Annotated in this window: 17 protein-coding genes; 6 read left to right on the top strand and 11 right to left on the bottom strand. The window is 63.0% G+C overall.

The genetic code is table 11. The features are described from left to right. Positions 1 to 7: 7 nt before the first annotated feature. On the top strand, positions 8 to 580 hold the full coding sequence (locus N7650_RS16815; protein WP_279899196.1) for a CsiV family protein: 573 nt from the start codon (positions 8 to 10) through the stop codon (positions 578 to 580). Positions 581 to 592: 12 nt separating this feature from the next. Beyond that, entirely contained in the window at positions 593 to 3,874 is a 3,282-nt protein-coding gene (locus N7650_RS16810; RefSeq protein ID WP_279899207.1) for a DEAD/DEAH box helicase, read from the top strand. Between the two features lie 105 nt (positions 3,875 to 3,979). Here the strand turns inward: N7650_RS16810 and nagZ are convergent, their stop codons facing one another. The 3 genes from nagZ to N7650_RS16795 are packed head-to-tail and all read right to left on the bottom strand — an operon-like array spanning position 3,980 to position 6,283. After that, the gene (nagZ, locus tag N7650_RS16805; protein WP_170394692.1) at positions 3,980 to 4,978 is read right to left on the bottom strand and encodes a beta-N-acetylhexosaminidase; all 999 of its coding nucleotides are present in this window, start codon (positions 4,976 to 4,978) and stop codon (positions 3,980 to 3,982) included. A 22-nt stretch (positions 4,979 to 5,000) separates the two neighbouring features. Beyond that, positions 5,001 to 5,525: a L,D-transpeptidase gene (locus N7650_RS16800; protein ID WP_279899194.1), complete on the bottom strand. Its 525-nt coding sequence runs from the start codon at positions 5,523 to 5,525 to the stop codon at positions 5,001 to 5,003. A gap of 44 nt (positions 5,526 to 5,569) precedes the next feature. Then, positions 5,570 to 6,283 (bottom strand): TetR/AcrR family transcriptional regulator, encoded by a 714-nt coding sequence (locus N7650_RS16795; protein ID WP_009404624.1) that lies wholly within the window; start codon positions 6,281 to 6,283, stop codon positions 5,570 to 5,572. 183 nt (positions 6,284 to 6,466) lie between these two features. On the opposite strand from N7650_RS16795, the gene lexA reads away from it, so the two are divergent. Together lexA and sulA are read left to right on the top strand one after the other, a co-directional pair. Continuing rightward, on the top strand, positions 6,467 to 7,081 hold the full coding sequence (lexA, locus tag N7650_RS16790) for a transcriptional repressor LexA (protein WP_279899193.1): 615 nt from the start codon (positions 6,467 to 6,469) through the stop codon (positions 7,079 to 7,081). 12 nt (positions 7,082 to 7,093) lie between these two features. Further along, complete coding sequence (sulA, locus tag N7650_RS16785; protein ID WP_064303188.1) at positions 7,094 to 7,567, top strand: SOS-induced cell division inhibitor SulA; 474 nt, start codon at positions 7,094 to 7,096, stop codon at positions 7,565 to 7,567. 53 nt (positions 7,568 to 7,620) lie between these two features. Here sulA and N7650_RS16780 read toward each other — a convergent pair whose 3' ends face one another. From N7650_RS16780 to N7650_RS16750, 7 genes are all read right to left on the bottom strand, one after another. Beyond that, positions 7,621 to 7,857 carry a hypothetical protein gene (locus tag N7650_RS16780; RefSeq protein WP_009404620.1) on the bottom strand — a complete coding sequence of 79 codons (237 nt, stop codon included), beginning with the start codon at positions 7,855 to 7,857 and terminating at the stop codon, positions 7,621 to 7,623. 51 nt (positions 7,858 to 7,908) lie between these two features. Continuing rightward, positions 7,909 to 8,430 carry a DUF6586 family protein gene (locus N7650_RS16775; protein WP_279899189.1) on the bottom strand — a complete coding sequence of 174 codons (522 nt, stop codon included), beginning with the start codon at positions 8,428 to 8,430 and terminating at the stop codon, positions 7,909 to 7,911. A gap of 247 nt (positions 8,431 to 8,677) precedes the next feature. After that, positions 8,678 to 11,287 carry a type I DNA topoisomerase gene (gene topA / locus N7650_RS16770; RefSeq protein ID WP_279899187.1) on the bottom strand — a complete coding sequence of 870 codons (2,610 nt, stop codon included), beginning with the start codon at positions 11,285 to 11,287 and terminating at the stop codon, positions 8,678 to 8,680. A gap of 100 nt (positions 11,288 to 11,387) precedes the next feature. Beyond that, positions 11,388 to 11,639 carry a DUF1653 domain-containing protein gene (locus tag N7650_RS16765; protein ID WP_009404614.1) on the bottom strand — a complete coding sequence of 84 codons (252 nt, stop codon included), beginning with the start codon at positions 11,637 to 11,639 and terminating at the stop codon, positions 11,388 to 11,390. Positions 11,640 to 11,713: 74 nt separating this feature from the next. Further along, a complete protein-coding gene (fadA, locus tag N7650_RS16760; protein ID WP_279899185.1) occupies positions 11,714 to 12,889 on the bottom strand; it encodes an acetyl-CoA C-acyltransferase FadA in 1,176 nt (391 codons plus the stop codon). Between the two features lie 31 nt (positions 12,890 to 12,920). Then, the gene (gene fadB, locus N7650_RS16755; protein ID WP_009404610.1) at positions 12,921 to 15,068 is read right to left on the bottom strand and encodes a fatty acid oxidation complex subunit alpha FadB; all 2,148 of its coding nucleotides are present in this window, start codon (positions 15,066 to 15,068) and stop codon (positions 12,921 to 12,923) included. Positions 15,069 to 15,537: 469 nt separating this feature from the next. Next, positions 15,538 to 15,975, bottom strand: coding sequence for a hypothetical protein (locus N7650_RS16750; RefSeq protein WP_009404608.1), 438 nt, complete (start codon positions 15,973 to 15,975; stop codon positions 15,538 to 15,540). Between the two features lie 110 nt (positions 15,976 to 16,085). On the opposite strand from N7650_RS16750, the gene N7650_RS16745 reads away from it, so the two are divergent. Then, positions 16,086 to 16,529, top strand: coding sequence for a universal stress protein (locus N7650_RS16745; RefSeq protein ID WP_009404606.1), 444 nt, complete (start codon positions 16,086 to 16,088; stop codon positions 16,527 to 16,529). Between the two features lie 35 nt (positions 16,530 to 16,564). On the opposite strand, the gene N7650_RS16740 is transcribed toward N7650_RS16745, so the two are convergent. Continuing rightward, entirely contained in the window at positions 16,565 to 18,490 is a 1,926-nt protein-coding gene (locus N7650_RS16740; RefSeq protein ID WP_279899184.1) for an ATP-binding cassette domain-containing protein, read from the bottom strand. Between the two features lie 205 nt (positions 18,491 to 18,695). On the opposite strand from N7650_RS16740, the gene N7650_RS16735 reads away from it, so the two are divergent. Beyond that, positions 18,696 to 20,621 carry a transglycosylase SLT domain-containing protein gene (locus tag N7650_RS16735; protein WP_279899183.1) on the top strand — a complete coding sequence of 642 codons (1,926 nt, stop codon included), beginning with the start codon at positions 18,696 to 18,698 and terminating at the stop codon, positions 20,619 to 20,621. The last annotated feature ends 93 nt before the right edge of the window (positions 20,622 to 20,714 follow it).

The raw sequence follows: 20,714 nt of genomic DNA, 5'->3' as shown, positions 1-20,714 counted from the left end.
AAGATTCATGCGTGCCATTCGCAACCTCACCCTGCTGCTGGCGCTGGTCGCGCCGGCGGCTTTCGCCGACACCCAGTACCTGGTGGAAATGATCCTGGTGCGACAGAACGCGGTACCGGCCATCACCAGCCAGTTCGCTCCGGAAAACTGGAGCGACGGCGCCGCACCGATCGCGCAGTACGATGTGCGCCAGCCGATTCTCGACAAGGAAGTGGCCGCGCTCGCCGCCAACAGCCAGTACACCGTGCTGGCGCACAAGGCCTGGCAGCAGAGCGTTGGCAGTGGCGTGTCGAAGGTCGCCATCAGTGACGGCCAGGAGCAGTTCGGCCACTTCCCCATCGAAGGCAACCTGAGCCTGGGCGAAGCGCGTTTCATCAGTGTCGAGGCAAACTTCTGGGTCAACCAGTTCGACGCCAACGGCGCAGTGATACAGAGCGAGGCGTTCAAGCAGGGCAACAAGAACGTGAAGAGCGCGGAACTGACCTTCCTCGATGGCGGACACCTGGCTCTGCTGGTGAAGATTCGCAAAGTCGGAGCGCCGGCGAGCCCGGCGCCTGATCCCGAGATGATGGAGCAGTAAGACATGCCTCATATGCTCGACCGACTGCTCGGAAGTAGCGCCTGGCAGGACGAATTCAGTGCCAGGGTGCTGGAACGCGGGCTCGGTTACGCGAGACAGCAACGAGTCCGCATCGTAAAGGTCGAGAACGACACGATCCACGCCACCTGCGAAGGCTCGGGCGATCACCGCTACAGGCAGGTGATCGGCATAAAACCGCGTGGAGACAATGGATACTGGGTTGATTGCGATTGCACCTGCCCGGTGGGCGTCGACTGCAAGCACTGCGCTGCCGTGCTCTACTACGCCCAGGATCATCTCGAACCCTCGGGCGAGAGGCTGACCGCGGATCTGGAGTCCTGGCTGGACAAACTGGAAAAGCCCGCGCCGGGCAGCGTCGAGCAGCGGCCAGACAGCCAGGGCCGTGCCCTCTACTACTTCATCCATTTCGATGAAGACATCTTCTGCCTGAAGATCAGGAAAGGCACACGGCAACCCAATGGGAGCATCCAGTTCGCCAACCTGCGATCGATCCCCGAACTGCTGTTCCAGCCACCCAGGTACGTCACCCCGCAAGACCGGCAGATTCTCCTGCACCTTAATCGCAAGGAGCGATTCTGGGGCATGACCTTCCCCCTCGATGAAAAACATGACAGCGAGGTGTTCCAGCAAGCGCTGGACACCGGCCGCCTGATGTTCGACGAGGGCATGCGCCCGGTGACCCAGGGCCCGGTCCTGGACGCCGAGTTCCGTTGGGTACGCCAGAAGAACGGTCACTACTGGGGAATGTGGCATCACGGCGATGAGCCCGTGCGCCGGGTCCTGCCGCTGCAACCGTTGTATTGGTTCGATATCACCATCATGCAGGCCGGCCTGCTCCGGCATAACCTGGATCCTTACGTTGCCCAGCAACTGACCCTGGCACCGGACGTACCGGAACCCCTGGTAGCCCAGCTCAGCCATCGCCTCGCGGCCCTGGACAAGCAACTGCCGACACCCACCAGGCTGCGCGAAGAAACCATCGACGGCATCCAGCCCGTCGCCCACCTGATCCTCGGAAGCCACGAATTCAGCGCCTACGCCCCGAAGAGCGGGCGCATGCAGCGCCAGTTGCAACACCGCGCCGCACTGTCGTTCAACTACGACGGCCTGCGTGCCAGCGGCAACAAGCCACTGACCCGCTTCGTTGACAATGCCACCCAGCATATCCAGCGCGACGCCCAGGCCGAACAAGCCTTGCGCAAGGTCCTGCATGGCTGGGGCTTCAAGGTCGCCACCCGACAAAGCAAGGCCCTGCCGGAAAGCGCCGGCGAACTGCTGCTGCTCGACACCGACCAGCAATGGCTGGACTTCGCCCGTGAAGGCTTGCCCGCGCTGCGTGAAGCTGGCTGGGAAATCGAGATCCATGCCGACTTCGCCTTCAACCTGCAGGAAGTGGACGAGTGGTACGCCGATATCGAGGAAGGCGGCGGGCACCAGTGGTTCGACCTGGAACTGGGCATCGTGGTCAACGGCGAACGCCACAGCCTGCTGCCGATCCTCCTGCACCTGCTGCGCAGCAATCCGGAACTGCTGCGCAGCAGCGAACTGGCCAGGCGCGGCGACGACGAACACCTGCTGATCGACCTCAATCGCCATCGCCACGGCGCCACGGCCGCACGGGTCGCCCTGCCCTATGGGCTGATCAAGCCGCTGATGGCGACCCTCGGCGAACTGTACCTGACGGAAAACGATGGCCGCAGCCTGCGCCTGTCCGCCCCGGATGCGGCGCGCCTGAGCAACCTCCACGGCATCTCCCTGACCTGGCAAGGCGGCGAACGCCTGCGTGACTTCGCCTCGCGCCTGAAGACTGCGCAGTACACCGAGGTGCAGGCCCCGCAAGGCCTGAATGCAACACTGCGGCCTTACCAGCTGGAAGGCTTGAGCTGGCTGCAAACCCTGCGCGAACTGGAGGTAGGCGGCCTGCTCGGCGACGACATGGGCCTGGGCAAGACCCTGCAGACCCTCAGCCATGTGCTCGCGGAAAAGAACGCCGGTCGCCTTAAAAGCCCGGCACTGGCTATCATGCCGACAAGCCTGATCCCCAACTGGCTTGACGAGGCCGAGCGCTTCACTCCGCAGCTCAAGGTCGTCGCCCTGCATGGCGCCGGGCGTAACCGGCATTTCGCCGACCTGCGCGACTACGACCTGGTCCTCAGCACCTACGCCCTGCTCCCTCGCGATCTCGAGCACTTCACCCCGATCGACTGGCACCTGCTGATACTCGACGAAGCGCAGAACATCAAGAATGCCACCAGCAAGGCCGCCCAGGCCGCCCGCGAGCTGAAAGCCGACCAGCGCCTGTGCCTGACCGGCACGCCCATGGAAAACAACCTGGGCGAACTCTGGTCGATCTTCCACTTCCTCATGCCGGGCTGGCTGGGCGACAGCAAGACCTTCGCCCGCGACTACCGCACGCCCATCGAGAAGTACGGCGATAGCGAGCGCATGAGCCACCTGGCCGCGCGGATCCGCCCGTTCCTGCTGCGCCGGACCAAGGAGCAGGTGGCGACCGAGTTGCCGGCCAAAAGCGAGATCATCCACTGGGTCGATCTCAGCGACGCCCAGCGCGACACCTACGAAACCGTGCGGGTAGCGATGGACAGCAAGGTCCGCGCCGAAATCACCCGCAATGGCGCGGCGCGCAGCCAGATCGTGATTCTCGAAGCCTTGCTCAAGCTGCGCCAGGTCTGCTGCGACCTGCGCCTGGTGGCCAATGCCACAGTGAAAGGGTCGCAGTCCGACAAGGGCAAGCTGGGCAGCCTGATGGACATGCTCGACGACCTGCTCAGCGAAGGGCGCAAGATCCTCCTGTTCTCCCAGTTCACGTCGATGCTGGCGCTCATCGAGCAAGAACTGGAGAAACGCAAGATCCGCTACAGCCTGCTGACCGGCGACACCAAGGACCGGCGCACACCGGTGCGGGAGTTCCAGAATGGCGATACACCGCTGTTCCTGATCAGCCTCAAGGCCGGCGGCACCGGGCTCAACCTCACCGCCGCCGACACCGTGATCCACTACGACCCCTGGTGGAACCCGGCCACGGAAAACCAGGCCACCGACCGCGCATATCGCATCGGCCAGGACAAGCCGGTATTCGTCTACAAACTGATCACCCGCGGCACCGTGGAAGAGAAGATCCAGCAACTGCAGAAGGAAAAGGCGGCGCTGGCAGCGGGGTTGCTGGAGGGGAACGCTGCGGGTCAGTGGAAGCTGGCGGCGGATGATATCGAGGCGTTGTTCTCGCCGCTGCCGGAGCAGCAGAAGGGGCGTTGATTTCGAAGGCCTCATCGCTGGCAAGCCAGCTCCCACAAGGTTCGGCGGCGCCGCGGACACTGTGGGAGCTGGCTTGCCAGCGATGAGGCCCTGGAATTCGCTACATCAATCGACCAATTGCGCCTGCTTCAAAGCCCCCAGCGCCTCCAGCCAGCGCGGTTGCTCACGATAATCGGTGCGAGCGAAGCCCTGCCCGCGCATCCGCGCAATCCGCGGCGACGGCGTTACGTTCATCCGCTGCGCCGCACTCAACGCCAGCTCGGCCGCAGCACGATCGTTGCACACCAGCCCCATATCACAGCCGGCACTCAGCGCCGCTTCGATCCGGCCCGCCGCATCGCCTACCACGTGGGCGCCGGCCATGGACAGGTCATCGCTGAAGATCACGCCATCGAAGCCCAGCTCGCCGCGCAGGATTTCCTGCAGCCAACGGCGGGAGAAACCAGCGGGCTGGTTGTCGATCTGCGGGTAGATGACATGGGCCGGCATCACAGCTGCCAACTGGCCGCTGAGCCGGGTGAACGGCACCAGGTCGGCAGCTCGGATCTGCTCCAGGCTGCGCTCGTCGGTAGGGATCGCGACATGGGAGTCGGCCTCGGCCCAGCCGTGACCGGGGAAGTGCTTGCCACAAGCCGCCATGCCGGCGGCGTTCATGCCACGGATAAAGGCGCCGGCCAGGGCCGTCGCACGTAGTGGATCCCCCTCGAACGCGCGGCTGCCGACTACGGCACTGCGCTGGTGATCGAGGTCCAGCACCGGCGCGAAGCTCAGGTCCAGCCCCACTGCCAGCACTTCGGTCGCCATCAGCCAGCCGCACTGCTCGGCGAGGTACTCGGCATTGTCGTTATCGGCGATGGCGCGCATTGCCGGCAGGCGCACGAAGCCCTGGCGCAGGCGCTGGACACGGCCGCCTTCCTGGTCCACGGCGAGGATCAGGTCCGGGCGAATGGCGCGGATCGACGCGGTCAACTCGCGCACCTGGCGCGGGCTGTCGATGTTGCGGGCGAAGATGATCAGGCCGGCCACTTCGGGCTGGCGCAGGAGATGGCGGTCTTCGGCGGTCAGCCAGGTACCGGCGATATCCACCATCAGGGAGCCTTGCAGGCTGGCAGTCATGAATGATCCTTCAGTTAAGGGGCGCGCCTGCCCACTGCGGGCAGGCGGCTTCTTCGATTCGTACCGGGCAGTGCGCCGGAACCTGGTCGAACAGCTTCAACAGGTCGACATTGCGCAGGCGGATGCAGCCATGGGACAACGGCACGCCCATGGGCTCGGTGTCCGGCGTGCCGTGCAGATAGATGTAGCGGCGGAAGGTATCGACCGGCCCCAGGCGGTTGCGGCCGGGTTCGCAGCCGCTGAGCCAGAGAATGCGGGTCAGGATCCAGTCGCGGCCGGGAAACTGCTCGTGCAGCTCGGGGCTCCAGGTTTCACCGGTCCAGCGTCGGCCACGCAGCACCGCGCCTTGTGGCAGGCCGGCGCCGATCTTCGCCCGCACCTGGTGCAGGCCACGCGGCGTACAGCCAGAACCGTTGCGTTCACCCGGGCCGTTGAGCGCCGTGGACACCGGCAGGCGCACGACCAGGCGACCCTGGGCGAAGCCGTACAGGGCCTGGTCGGCGAGGGAAATATGCAGCAGATCGAGAGTAGACATGGGGCGCTAGCTTAGCCGAAGCCAGGCGTCGCGCCCAGTCGCAATCAGGCCTTGGCCGGAGCCGGCGTACCGGTCGACTTGCTGCGCGGGCGCAGTTGCGCTGCGGCCATGGCATCGTCGGTGACGCCGCTGTCGGCACGCATGCCGGCGGCGAGGAACGGCACCATCAGGCGCATCACCTGTTCGATGGACGTGTTGACGCCGAAATCGGTCTCGGCGATCGCCCGCAACGCCTTGATCCCGGACATGCTGAACGCCGCGGCGCCGAGCATGAAGTGCACGCGCCAGAACAGTTCGATTGGGGGAATACGCGGGGCTGCCTCGTTGACCAGCAGCATGTAGCGGCGGAAGACCTTGCCGTACATGTCCTCCAGATAACGCCGAAGGTGCCCCTGGCTCTCGCTGAAGGCCAGGCCCAGCAGGCGCATGAAGATGGACAGGTCGTTGCCGCTGCGCGGCTGCACCACCAGTGCCTGTTCCACCAGCATTTCAAGGAGCTCTTCGAGGCTTGGCTTGTGCTCGGGGCGCGCCTGGCGCCGGTCCAGTTCACGTTCGAGGCTTTGGCAGAACGGCCCCAGGAAACGCGAGAAAACCGCCTGGATCAAGGCTTTCTTCGAGCCGAAGTGATAATTGACCGCCGCCAGGTTGACCCCGGCCTTGCTGGTGATCAGGCGCAGCGAGGTTTCGGCGAAGCCTTTTTCCGCGAACAGTTGCTCTGCAGCATCGAGAATGCGTTCGACGGTTTCCGATTGGGCCATGAAATGATCTACCTGACAAACAGTTGTTTGAAACATACGTTTCATCCACGTGACTGTCAAGTCAGAGGGCGCTATTAGAGCACAGCCGCCCCGCTTTTTCTTACCGCCTGTAGCCTGAGGCTTGCAGCAGCCAATCTACTGTATATAATCCCAGTCACTGTATAAAAAGACAGAGCCATCGACATGCTAAAACTGACGCCACGCCAAGCTGAGATTCTGGCTTTCATCAAGCGCTGCCTGGAAGACAACGGCTTCCCGCCCACCCGCGCCGAGATTGCCCAGGAGCTGGGCTTCAAGTCTCCCAATGCTGCCGAAGAGCATCTCAAGGCGCTGGCACGCAAGGGTGCGATCGAGATGACTCCGGGCGCATCCCGTGGCATCCGCATTCCAGGCTTCGAAGCCCGCCCGCCGCAGGACGACAGCTCGCTGCCGATCATCGGCCGGGTCGCCGCCGGCGCCCCCATCCTCGCGGAGCAGCACATCGAGGAGTCCTGCGCCATCAACCCTTCCTTCTTCCATCCTCGCGCCGATTACCTGTTGCGGGTACACGGCATGAGCATGAAGGATGTCGGCATCTTCGACGGCGATCTTCTCGCCGTGCACACCGCCCGCGAAGCGCGCAATGGGCAGATCGTCGTAGCCCGCCTGGGTGACGAAGTCACGGTCAAGCGCTTCAAACGTGAAGGCAGCAAGGTTTGGCTGATCGCGGAAAATCCCGAATTCGCCCCCATCGAGGTCAACCTGAAGGAACAGGACCTGGTGATCGAGGGGTTGAGCGTCGGCGTCATTCGCCGGTAACCAGGAGGCGTCATGCAGTTTACCCACACACCACAGCAAGCACAGTTACCCCTGTTCGAGGCATTCCTGGCCCAGCCTGCACTGCCTGGACTCAAAGCGGAAAAGCCTGCGCGCTCCAGCAATGAACCGCAGGTCTTCAGCGAGTTGTCTTTCCGTGGTGCGCTGGAGCACTGCCAGAACCTGCTGGCACCGGTCCTGCGGGAGTTGAGCGAGGAAGAAGATGCGCGCTGGCTGACGCTGATCGCACCACCTGCCAGCCTCACCCAGGCCTGGCTGCGTGATGCCGGGCTGAACCGCGAGCGCATCCTGATCCTGCAACCGCGTGGCAACCAGAGCGCCCTGCAACTGGCCTGCGACGCCCTGCGCCTGGGCCGCAGCCACACCGTGGTGAGCTGGCTGACCCCACTTGGCAGCGCAGCACGGCAACAACTGACCCGTGCCGCCAACGCCGGAAGCGCGCAGAGCCTGAACATTCGCCTGGGTTAACCGCTACGACGCCGAACATCCGGCTTCCTCATTGCGAGGAAGCCCGGCCAGTCTCAGTGAAGGACGCGCGGTCCTTCGTCTTCCCGCTCGATCTCACCTTCCACCAAACGCCCCGCCATCTGCACGCCAACGCTGAGCATGGCCTTCGCCACCTCGACATGCTGGCCCTGCAGGAACGCCTTGGCGTCTTCGGAAAAACTCAGGGTAACCAGGGAACCCTCGTCCTCGGCACGGCGCAGTTCGATGCGACCGTCTGGCAATTCGACAATTTCTAGAAAGGACGTGGGCATATCAGCAGAGGTCTCCAGGAAAGGGCGATATTGTAACAGTGCCGGTCACAATCAGCACTCACTCAAACCCTCGCGGAAACGCACGGTCAGCTTCTTCAGGTTTTGCCGCCATTCCTCCAGTTCCTCCCGGGAAAGCGGCGCGACAGCAGGCTCGTCAAGGTTGACGGCCTGAATCAGCGGCTGGGTGACGTCGCCTTTGGACGCTTTATTGGCGACCGGCGGTTTGAACAAATCGGAATAAGCTTTCAACAAACGCGCCAGCCAGGTTTCCGGCTGTTGGGCCAGTTCTACCAGCTCGGCCATTTCCGGGATTGCGATGCTTTCCAGAACCTGCGGGGTCAACAGTTGCTCGGCGCGGGATGCATTGGCCTCTGGCAGGCGATAAAACCCGGCGATCTCATGGCACAGCCCCAGCAATGCGCCGTACAGGTGGAACAGCGCCGACTCCCGCTCGGCTTGGACCAGCGCCTGGGCATTCATGGCCCGGCTTTCCTGCGCCTTGCCCAGGCCTTCCAGGGCCAGACCGGCGAAGAAGATTTTCTGATTGGTGCGGGTGTAGAGTTCCTGGGCCATTGAGGCGCTCTCCGGTAGGACTGCGAGGCGGGGTCTGTCAGTTTCGGGGAAGCTTCGGCCCTGTGCAAGGATCTGTAAGCTATTTCGTACTTTCGGGCCCTATCGCTGGCAAGCCAGCTCCCACAGGGTTCGCGGCGCACACAAAACCTGTGGGAGCTAGCTCGCCAGCGATGAGGCCCGGAAGAACAAACAAAAAGGCCGCGCCTGACATCGTCAGCCGCGGCCTTTCAACTATCAGCCGAAGCGCTTAGCGCTTGTCTTCGACCTTCCACGCCTTGCCGTCGTAGAACGCGCGCCAGCCGGTCGGCTTGCCGTCCACTTCGGTCTGCACGTACTGTTCCTTGGTCTTGCGGCTGTAGCGAATCACCGCCGGGCGACCCTCAGGGTCCTTCTGCGGTGCGTCGCAGAGGAAGTGGTACTTCGGATCGATCTCATGCTTGTGCGGGATGATCTCCAGCACCAGTGGCGCCCGGGTCTCGCGGTTCTTCGGGAACTGGCTGGCCGCCAGGAACAGGCCCGAGGCGCCGTCGCGCAACACATAGGTGTCGTTGACCTTCTCGCACTTGAGCTCCGGCATATCCACCTTGTCCATCTTCGGTGGTGCCGCCTCGCCGTTCTTGAGCAACTTGCGGGTGTTCTTGCACTCGGGATTGGTGCAACCGAAGAACTTGCCGAATCGGCCGGTCTTGAGCTGCATCTCGCTACCGCATTTGTCGCATTCCAGGCTCGGGCCTTCGTAGCCCTTGATCCGGTAATTGCCCTCCTCGATCTCGTAACCAGGGCAGTCCGGATTGTTGCCACAGATATGCAGCTTGTGCTTTTCGTCCAGCAGATAAGCGTCCATCGCCGTCGAACAGATCGGGCAACGATGCTTGCCGCGCAGCACACGAGACTCCGATTCACCTTCGTCGTCCGCAGCGATCTCGTCGCCCGGCACCAGGTTGACCGTGGCCTTGCAGCGCTCCTTCGGCGGCAGGCTATAGCCCGAGCAGCCAAGGAACACGCCGGTGGAGGCGGTACGGATCATCATGTGCCGGCCGCATTCCTTGCATGGAATGTCGGTGGGGGTCGGCTGGTTGGCACGCATGCCGTTCTCGCTGGATTCCGCGGCCTGCAACTTCTTGCTGAAGTCCCCGTAGAACTCGTCCAGCACGTTCTTCCAGTCACGCTCGCCCTGGGCAACGTCGTCGAGGTTCTCCTCCATGTCGGCGGTGAAGCCGTAGTCCATCAGATTGGAGAAGCTCTCGGACAGGCGCTCGGTAACGATGTCGCCCATCTTTTCGGAATAGAAGCGGCGGTTGTGCAGCGTCACGTAGCCGCGGTCCTGGATGGTGGAAATGATCGCGGCATAGGTCGATGGACGACCGATACCGCGCTTTTCCATTTCCTTGACCAGGCTGGCCTCGGAGTAGCGCGCCGGCGGCTTGGTGAAATGCTGGCTCGGATCCAGCTGGATCAGCTTGAGCACTTCGCCCTGGTTCATTTCCGGCAGAACATCGTCTTCGCCCGGCTTGCTCTGTTGCGGCAGCACGCGGGTGTAACCGTCGAACTTGAGGATGCGACCCTTGGCACGCAGCTCGAAATCACCTGCTGCGACGCTGACGGTGGTCGACAGGTATTGCGCAGGCGGCATCTGGCAGGCGAGGAACTGGCGCCAGATCAGCTCGTACAGGCGCTCGGCATCACGCTCCATACCGCTGAGCTTGCTCGGATGGGTGTTGACGTCGGAAGGACGAATCGCTTCGTGCGCCTCCTGGGCGCCTTCCTTGCTGCCATAGACGATCGGCGCATCAGGCAGGTATTTATTGCCGAACTCGCTCTCGATGTAGCTGCGCGCCATTTCCACGGCGTCGGTCGACAGGTTCGTCGAGTCGGTACGCATATAGGTGATGTAGCCGGCTTCATACAGCCGCTGCGCCATCATCATGGTCTTCTTCACCCCGAAGCCGAGACGGTTGCTCGCCGCCTGCTGCAAGGTCGAGGTAATGAACGGTGCCGAAGGCTTGGAGCTGGTCGGCCGGTCTTCACGCTTGGCCACGCTGTAGGAAGAGGCCTTGAGCTTGTCCAGCGCCGCCATGGCCTGGGCTTCGTTCAGCGGCTTGAACGCCTCGCCCTTCTCGCGGGCGACTTCGAAGCGCACCTTGGCGTTCTTCGCGGTACCGAGGTCGGCGTGGACCTCCCAGTACTCCTCGGGAATGAAGGCGCGGATCTCGCGCTCACGCTCGACCACCAGCTTCACCGCCACCGATTGCACCCGGCCAGCGGACAGGCCACGGGCGATCTTGGCCCAGAGCAGTGGCGAGACCATGTAGCCCACTACGCGGTCGAGGAAGCGCCGCGCCTGCTGGGCATTGACCCGGTCGATATCGAGGTCGCCCGGTTGCGAGAAGGCTTCCTGGATGGCCTTCTTGGTGATTTCGTTGAACACCACGCGCTTGTAGCGGCTGTCGTCACCACCGATGGCTTCGCGCAGGTGCCAGGCGATGGCCTCCCCTTCGCGATCCAAGTCGGTTGCGAGATAGATGGTGTCGGCGTCCTTGGCCAACCGACGCAGTTCGTCGATGACCTTCTCCTTGCCCGGGAGAATCTCGTACTTGGCCTTCCAGCCGTGATCCGGATCCACACCCATGCGCGCAACCAACTGCTTGCGCGCCTTTTCCTTGGGCGACAGCGTCGGCGCTTCACCGGCAGCCTTGCCGCGCTTGGCGGCCGGTTCCTTGCTGGCACTGGCCGAACCGCTGGTGGGCAGGTCGCGGATATGGCCGATACTCGACTTCACCACGTACTGGTTGCCCAGGTACTTGTTGATGGTCTTGGCCTTAGCCGGGGATTCCACAATGACCAGCGATTTGCCCATGGATCGGAAAATTCCTGAATATCGAAATAAAAAACACGCCAGGCACCTGACGCGGCACCGCTATATATAGTGGCTATAGAATGAGGTCAAGCACGGGAGTTCAGCCGCCTGCGCCATCCGGTCGCGAAAACAGCGTCGCTTCGGCCTCGACCAAAGCAAAGCGTGGGACTTGCTCCCCGTCAACTTCCACCGACTCGAGAAACATCGACAACGGCCGTACCCACAGGCCGAATTCGCCGTACAACGCCTGGTAGAAGACTACCCATTCCTCGCTTTCGGAATGCCGCGCAGTGCCGAAGACACGGTACTCAGGCCCTTTGTAATGCCGGTATACGCCTGGTTGTATCTGCATGCCGCTGGCCCTCCTGAAAAAATCCGAAAAAACAAAAACCGGGGCACCAGGCCCCGGTTTGGTCAACCACGCGATCAGACGCGCTCGAAGACCGTGGTGATGCCCTGGCCGAGGCCGACGCACATGGTCGAAACGCCAAGGGTACCGCCGTTCTGCTTCATGACGTTGAGCAGCGTACCGGAAATACGCGCGCCCGAGCAGCCGAACGGGTGACCCAGGGCGATCGCGCCGCCGTGCAGGTTAACCTTCTCATCCATCTTGTCGAGCACTTTCAGATCCTTCAGCACTGGCAGGGCCTGGGCGGCGAAGGCTTCGTTGAGCTCGATGAAGTCGATGTCGGCAATGCTCAGACCTGCGCGCTTGAGCGCTTTCTGGGTCGCCGGGACCGGGCCGTAGCCCATGATCGCCGGGTCCACGCCAGCCACCGCCATGGAGCGGATCACCGCCAGCGGCTGGATGCCCAGGTCCTTGGCGCGCTGGGCCGACATGACGATCATGCACGAAGCGCCGTCGGTGATCTGCGACGAGGTACCGGCAGTCACGGTGCCGCCTTTCGGGTTGAAGGCAGGCTTCAGCGCCGCGAGGCTTTCCAGGGTGGTGTCCGGGCGAATGGTTTCATCGTAGTCGAAGACCTTGAGGAAACCGTTCTCGTCGTAGCCCTGCATCGGGATGATCTCGTCCTTGAACCTGCCTTCCACGGTCGCCTTGTGGGCGAGCTGGTGCGAGCGCAGGCCGAACAGGTCCTGTTGCTCACGGCTGATGCCGTGCATCTTGCCGAGCATCTCGGCGGTCAGGCCCATCATGCCCGAGGCCTTGGCGGCGTACAGGGACATGTGCGGGTTCGGGTCGACCCCGTGCATCATGCTGACGTGGCCCATGTGCTCGACGCCACCGACGACGAAGACATCGCCGTTGCCGGTCATGATCGCCTGGGCGGCGGTGTGCAGGGCGCTCATCGACGAGCCGCACAGGCGGCTGACGGTCTGGCCGGCGGCAGTGTGCGGGATCTGGGTCATCAGCGACGCCATGCGCGCGATGTTCCAGCCCTGCTCCAGGGTCTGGTTGACGCAGCCCCAGATCACGTCCTCGACTTCGGCCGGGTCGATCTTGGCGTTGCGTTCCAGCACCTTGCTGATCAGGTGCGCGGACATGTCTTCGGCGCGGGTATTGCGGTGCATGCCACCCTTGGAGCGGCCCATCGGCGTGCGACCGAAGTCGACAATCACCACGTCTCTTGGATTCAGGCTCATATATTTACTCTCGCTCTATACCGTTGGGCGCTTAACCGAAGAAGCGCTGGCCGTTCTTGGCCATCTCACGCAGCTTCGCGGTGGGGTGGTACAGCGGGCCCAGATCGGCGTACTTGTCTGCCAGGGCCACGAACTCGGCTACACCGATGGAATCGATGTAGCGCAGCGCGCCGCCGCGGAAGGGAGGGAAACCGATGCCGTAGACCAGGCCCATGTCGGCCTCGGCTGCGGTCTCGACGATGCCGTCTTCAAGGCAGCGCACGGTTTCCAGGCAAAGCGGGACCATCATCCAGTTGATGATGTCTTCGTCGCTGACCTCGCGCTGCTCGTAGACCACCGGCTTGAGCACTTCCAGCACCGAAGCGTCGGCGACCTTCTTCGGCTTGCCGCGCTTGTCGGTTTCGTAGGCGTAGAAGCCCTTGCCGTTCTTCTGGCCGAGGCGGTTGGCCTCGTACAGGGCGTCGACGGCGGAGCGGCGATCGTCCTTCATACGGTCCGGGAAGCCTTCAGCCATCACGTCGCGACCATGGTGACCGGTGTCGATGCCAACCACGTCCATCAGGTACGCCGGGCCCATCGGCCAGCCGAACTTTTCCATGACCTTGTCGATACGCACGAAGTCGACGCCGGCGCTGACCAGCTTGGCGAAGCCGCCGAAGTACGGGAACAGCACGCGGTTGACCAGGAAGCCCGGGCAGTCGTTGACCACGATCGGGTTCTTGCCCATCTTCTTGGCGTAGGCAACGGTGGTAGCCACCGCCACTTCGCTGGACTTCTCGCCACGGATCACTTCTACCAGCGGCATCATGTGCACCGGGTTGAAAAAGTGCATGCCGACGAAGTTTTCCGGACGCTTGAGCGCCTTGGCCAACAGGTTGATGGAGATGGTCGAGGTGTTCGAGGCGAGAATCGCATCGTCCTTGACCTGGGCTTCCACCTCGGCCAGCACCGCTTGCTTGACCTTCGGGTTCTCGACCACGGCTTCGACGACGATGTCGACATTGGCGAAGTCGCCGTAGGACAGGGTCGGACGGATCGCGTTCAGGGCCTCGGCCATTTTGGCAGGCGTCAGGCGGCCTTTCTCGACACGCTTGCCGAGCAGCTTGGACGCTTCGTTCAGGCCGAGCTGGATGGCTTCCTCGCGGATGTCCTTCATCAGGATCGGCGTGCCCTTGACCGCGGACTGGTAGGCGATGCCGCCGCCCATGATGCCGGCGCCGAGCACGGCTGCCTGCTTCACGTCGTGGGCGATCTCGTCATGGGCCTTGGCCTTGCGCTTGAGTTCCTGGTCATTGAGGAACAGACCGATCAGGCTTTCGGCTACCGAGGTCTTGGCCAGCTTGGCAAAGCCGGCGGCTTCCACTTCGATGGCCTTGTCGCGACCGAAGTTGGCGGCCTTCTGGATGGTCTTGATCGCTTCGACCGGCGCCGGGTAGTTCGGGCCGGCCTGGCCAGCGACGAAGCCCTTGGCGGTTTCGAAGGCCATCATCTGTTCGATGGCGTTGAGCTTGAGCTTTTCCAGCTTCGGCTGGCGCTTGGCCTTGTGATCGAACTCGCCGCTGATGGCACGTTTGATCAGGTCCAGGGCCGCTTCGCCGAGTTTCTCAGGAGCAACCACGGCATCGACCGCGCCCACTTTCAGGGCGTCTTCGGCGCGGTTTTCCTTGCCGGAGGCGATCCACTCGACCGCGTTGTCGGCGCCGATCAGGCGCGGCAGGCGCACGGTACCGCCGAAGCCCGGGTAGATACCCAGCTTGACTTCAGGCAGGCCGATCTTGGCAGTGGTGGACATCACGCGGAAGTCGGCCGCCAGGCACATCTCCAGACCGCCACCCAGGGCGATGCCGTTGATGGCGACGACGGTCGGCACCTCGAGGTCTTCGAAGTCGCTGAAGATGCGGTTGGCTTCCAGGTTGCCGGCGATCAGCTCGGCCTCGGGCAGCTTGAAGTTGTCGACGAATTCGGTGATGTCGGCACCGACGATGAACACGTCCTTGCCACTGCTGACAATCACGCCCTTGATCGAAGCGTCGGCCTTGATGGTATCCACCGCCTGACGCAGTTCGTTCAGGGTAAGACGGTTGAATTTGTTGACGGACTCACCCTTGAGGTCGAACTTCAGTTCGACGATGCCGCTTTCAAGAGCCTTAACCGTGATGGCTTTACCTTCGTAAATCATCAACTGATCTCCACGATATGGAAGCTGAACTGTACACGCTGACCGCTTTTGTTCTGTTTCAGACCTGACCGGCAGCGTGATAGTCGGGATTCTGTACGAGCTTTCTTACAATACAAACGCTCAATTCATACGCCCGTTTGATTGGGGTGTGCACACATTCAACGAAAAGATGATCTTTGTCAAACCCCCAAAAGCACTGGCGAAAAGCGACCTTGCAGTCAGTTCTGTACGGCTTTTGAGCAACAGCGCATGACGGTGATCGGCGATCATTCACGTAAGCGATAGACGCCCCTGGCGGGAAATCGATCCAGCGGGGTAAACAGGGTGGGAGGAGAAAAAAGAAGGGAATTTGCCGCGCGCGAAGATGAATTGCCCACTACACTGCGAACTACTGAACTACCTCCCGGCCTGCCTGGCCTTTTTTTCAGCAGCGTAACGCAGCCCGCCCGGATGCCCGGGCGGGCTTTTTTCATGCCAGGTTTTGCAGCACCTGAGCAACATCCTGCAATACAGCAGCGTCCTCGCGTTCGCCCCAGCACAGGGCGATCATCTGCGTGCCGGCTTCGGCTTTGTAGACGCTGGCCGGCAAGCGCTTGAGCTGCTCCAGCACGCGCTCGTCAACGCAGGGCTCACGCCACTGGTCGAGCCAGACACCCGGCTCGGTCTGCCAGTAGCTCCAGGTATCCGCACTGCCCTTGCGCCGCGCCCGGTGGTACTGCGCGCAGGTCGCCGGCGGCTCGTGCGGCAGCCAGTGCGGCCAGGTCTGTGGCGCCAGTTGCATGTTCATGCCCATGCGCCGCGCCTCCAAGCGCAACGCCATGCGCCCGCTCATGCGCCGGGACGGCAGCAGCCAGGCCAGGGGGCTGAGAATCAGCGCAAGGATTGACACAACTACCCAGACCGTCATATCTGTTATTCCTATCAACACGTTACCGATGAGCGGGTTAGCCGCAGCTGGATGCGATCAGCCTGAAACGGGCCATACTTTCTTTATTACGATTGTCAGGAGAACCTCTCATGCCCTACGAACACATTCTGGTTGCCGTCGACCTGACCGAAGAATGCGATCCGGTCATCAAGCGCGCCCGCGAGCTGGCCGGCCCGAGCAATGCCAAGGTGTCGCTGGTGCATATCGTCGAGCCGATGGCCATGGCCTTTGGCGGCGACGTGCCGATGGACCTGTCGCAACTGCAACAGCAGCAGTTCGACCAGGCCAAGGAGCGCATGGATCGCCTGTTCAACAAGTATCCGGAGATCAATCGCGGCGACTCGCACCTGACCTATGGCCAACCTCGCCAGGAAATCCACCAACTGGCCAAGGACCAGCGTTGCGACCTGATCGTGGTCGGCAGCCATGGCCGCCACGGCCTGGCCCTGCTGCTCGGCTCGACTGCCAACGACGTGCTGCATGGCGCGCCGTGCGATGTACTGGCGGTTCGCTTGCAGAAGAAAGCCGACTGACAGGTTTGGGGCCGCTTTGCGGCCCCATTCCTTTATTAGCTATCCAGCTCTGCCCAACGCTCCACCAACACATCCAGCTCCGCCTGCATGCTCTCCAGGCTGGCCAGCACCTTGGCGGTGTGGTCGATCGGCTTCTGGTAGAAGCCCGGGTCGGAGATTTCCTGCTGCACCGCAGCGATCTTCTCTTCCAGTTCGTCGATCTGCCCGGGCAGGGCCTCCAGCTCACGTTGCAGCTTGTAGCTGAGTTTCTTCTTCGCTTCCGGCGCCGCAGCGGCAGCGACCGGCGCAGCCTCGGCCACCGGCGCCGCAACCACTGCGCTGTTCAGCTCGGATTTGCCCGACTTGCTTTCGCTCACCCCCAGCAGACGTGGCGAACCGCCCTGACGGATCCAGTCCTGGTAACCACCGACGTACTCGCGCACCCGCCCCTCGCCTTCGAAGACCAGCGTGCTGGTCACCACGTTGTCGAGGAAGGCCCGGTCGTGGCTGACCATCAGCACGGTGCCCTTGTAGCCGGACAGCACTTCTTCCAGCAGTTCGAGGGTTTCCACGTCGAGGTCGTTGGTCGGTTCGTCGAGGACCAGCAGGTTGGCCGGCTTGCTGAACAGCTTGGCCAGCAGCAACCGCGCGCGCTCGCCTCCGGACAGTGCCTTGACCGGGGTGCGTGCGCGCTGCGGACTGAACAGGAAGTCGCCCAGGTAGCTGAGCACATGGCGGCTCTGGCCGTCGATCTCGATGAAGTCCCGGCCTTCGGCCAGGTTGTCGATCACGGTCTTTTCCAGTTCCAGCTGGTTGCGCAACTGGTCGAAGTACGCGACCTCGATACGGGTACCCGCCTCGACCTTGCCGCTGGTCGGCTGCAGATCGCCCAGCATCAGCTTGAGCAGGGTGGTCTTGCCGGTACCGTTGGCGCCGAGCAGGCCGATACGGTCCTCGCGCTGCAGGACCATGGAGAAATCCTTGACCAGGGTCGGGCCGCCCGGATGGGCGAAGCTGACGTTCTCCAGCACCATCACCTGCTTGCCAGACTTTTCCGCGGATTCGATCTGGATGTTCGCCTTGCCCTGGCGCTCGCGACGCTCGCTGCGCTCCACGCGCAGGGCCTTCAATGCGCGCACGCGGCCTTCGTTACGGGTACGCCGGGCCTTGATGCCCTGGCGAATCCACACCTCTTCCTGGGCCAGGCGCTTGTCGAACAGCGCGTTGGCGGTTTCCTCGGCGGCCAGCGCCGCTTCCTTGTGCACCAGGAAGCTGGCGTAGTCGCCGTTCCAGTCGATCAGGCCGCCGCGGTCCAGTTCGAGGATACGGGTGGCCAGGTTCTGCAGGAAGGAACGGTCGTGGGTGATGAACAGCACAGCGCCGGGGAAGCTGCTCAAGGCGTCTTCCAGCCAGGCGATGGCACCGATATCCAGGTGGTTGGTCGGTTCGTCGAGCAGCAGCAGGTCCGGCTCCGAGACCAGGGCCTGGGCCAGCAGCACACGACGTCGCCAGCCACCGGAGAGCTCGGCGAGGGTCTTGTCGGCCGGCAGTTGCAGGCGGCTCAGGGTGCTGTCCACCAGCTGTTGCAGGCGCCAGCCATCACGGGCCTCGAGGTCCTGCTGGACATGCATGAGCTTTTCCAGGTCGGCATCGTTGTGGATGTTCTGGCTCAGATGATGGTATTCGGCAAGCAGTGCGCCGACACCTTGCAGGCCCTCGGCGACCACGTCGAAGACGGTGCGGCCGTCGGCCACTGGCAATTCCTGGGGCAACTCGCCGATCTTCAGGCCGGGGGCGCGCCAGATTTCACCGTCGTCGGGCTTCTGCTCGTCCTTGACCAGGCGCAGCATGCTCGACTTGCCGGTGCCGTTGCGGCCGATGATGCAGACCCGCTCACCACGGGCGATCTGCCAGGACACCTTGTCCAGCAAGGGCATGGTGCCAAAAGCGAGGGACACATCGCTGAATTTGAGCAGGGTCATGTTCTTCTCCATAAAGCGGGCGCGCATTCTACCCGACTTGACCGTCCGACACAGCCTGCACCGGTATCCGCCGGGCGGCGCGCCATTACGTCCGGATGCAAGCACAATGCTTTCATCGACTGCTGGCAAACGGCTAAGCTAAGGCCTGTGAACCCACAGTGCTGGCGACGCCGCCACTCGTTTTGGTCAACTGCCTGGAAGTCTCATGCGCCGCCTGCTCAACCTCGTTTCCTGCCTGCTTCTTTCCGCCTCGGTGGCCGGCATCGCGCAAGCCGCCGATCTTGCCCAACAACGCCAGATGTACGACGAGGCCAAGCGCGCCCTGGCCAAGGGCGACAAGGGTCCGTACCAGCGCTACGCCGCTGCGTTGCAGGACTACCCGCTGGAACCCTACCTCGCCTATGACGAGCTGACCGCCCGCCTGAAAACCGCAAGCAACGCCGAGATCGAAGCGTTCCTGGCGAAAAACGGCGACCTGCCCCAGGCCAACTGGATGAAATTGCGCTGGTTGCGCTGGCTGGCCGAGCGCGGCGACTGGCAGACATTCGTCAAGTACTACGACCCAAAACTGAATTTCACCGAACTGGACTGCCTCAATGGCCAGTACCAACTGGCCCACGGCCTGCGTGCCGAAGGCTATGCCACCGCCGACAAACTCTGGGCCGTGGGCAAGTCGCAGCCGGCCGCCTGCGACGCCTTGTTCGAACGCTGGGCCGCGGAAGGCCAGCTCACCGAGCAGAAACGCTGGCTGCGCACCAAGCTGGCCGCCCAGGCTCGCAACTACGCGCTGGCCAACAACCTGGTGAAAACCCTGCCGACCCTTGGCAACGAAGGGCGGCTGCTGATCGATGTCGCACAGAAGCCGGAACTGCTCAACCAGCCGTCGCGCTTCACCCCGGCCAACGAAGCCATGTCCGACGTGGTCAGCCTCGGCCTGCGTCGCCTGGCCCGCCAGGATCCGGACCGGGCCATGGCGCTGCTCGACGACTACGCCAACCGCATGCACTTCTCGGCAGAAGAGAAAGTTGCCATCGCCCGCGAGATCGGCCTGACCCTGGCCCGTCGCTACGACCCGCGGGCGCTGGACCTGATGACCCGCTACGACCCGCAACTGCGCGACAACACCGTCAGCGAATGGCGCATGCGCCTGCTGCTGCGCCTGGGTCGCTGGGAAGAGGCCTACGAACTGAGCAAGCGCCTGCCCCAGGACCTCGCCAGCAGCAACCGCTGGCGCTACTGGCAGGCGCGCAGCCTGGAACTGGCGCAGCCGCAGAACCCGCAGATTCCGCTGCTGTACAAGACCGTCGCGCGTGAGCGTGATTTCTACGGGTTCCTCGCTGCCGACCGTGCGCAAACGCCCTATCAACTGAACAACAAACCGCTGGTGATCAGCCAGCAATTGATGAACAAGGTGCGCAGCACCCCGGGCATCCGGCGTGCCCTTGAATTCCATGCCCGCGGCGAGATCGTCAACGGCCGCCGCGAGTGGTACCACGTCAGCCGCCACTTCAATCGCGACGAAATGGTCGCCCAGGCACGTATCGCCTACGACCTGCGCTGGTACTTCCCGGCCATCCGCACCATCAGCCAGGCGCAATACTGGGATGACCTGGATATCCGCTTCCCCATGGCACACCGCGACACCCTGGTACGCGAGGCCAAGGTTCGCGGCCTGCATTCGAGCTGGGTATTCGCGATTACCCGCCAGGAAAGTGCCTTCATGGATGACGCCCGCTCCAGCGTCGGCGCCAGCGGGCTGATGCAATTGATGCCGGCGACGGCCAAGGAGACCGCGCGCAAGTTCAGCATTCCGCTGGCCTCGCCCAGCCAGGTGCTGGATCCGGACAAGAATATCCAGCTGGGCGCGGCCTACCTGAGCCAGGTCCACGGACAATTCAACGGCAACCGGGTGCTGGCTTCGGCGGCGTACAACGCCGGGCCTGGCCGGGTACGGCAATGGCTGCGCGGCGCGGATCACCTGAGTTTCGACGTATGGGTCGAATCGATTCCGTTCGATGAAACCCGCCAGTACGTGCAGAACGTGCTGTCTTATGCGGTGATCTACGGGCAGAAGCTCAACTCACCCCAGCCGCTGGTGGATTGGCATGAGCGGTATTTCGATGATCAGTGATGTGTGATTCTTGAAGGCCTCATCGCTGGCAAGCCAGCTCCCACAGGTACTGCATACACTGGACCTGTGGGAGCTGGCTTGCCAGCGATGAGG

It is taken from the genome of Pseudomonas sp. GD04058, from assembly GCF_029836855.1.
In the GTDB taxonomy this organism is placed as follows: domain Bacteria; phylum Pseudomonadota; class Gammaproteobacteria; order Pseudomonadales; family Pseudomonadaceae; genus Aquipseudomonas; species Aquipseudomonas bharatica.
This window is presented reverse-complemented; position numbering and strand designations above follow the sequence as displayed.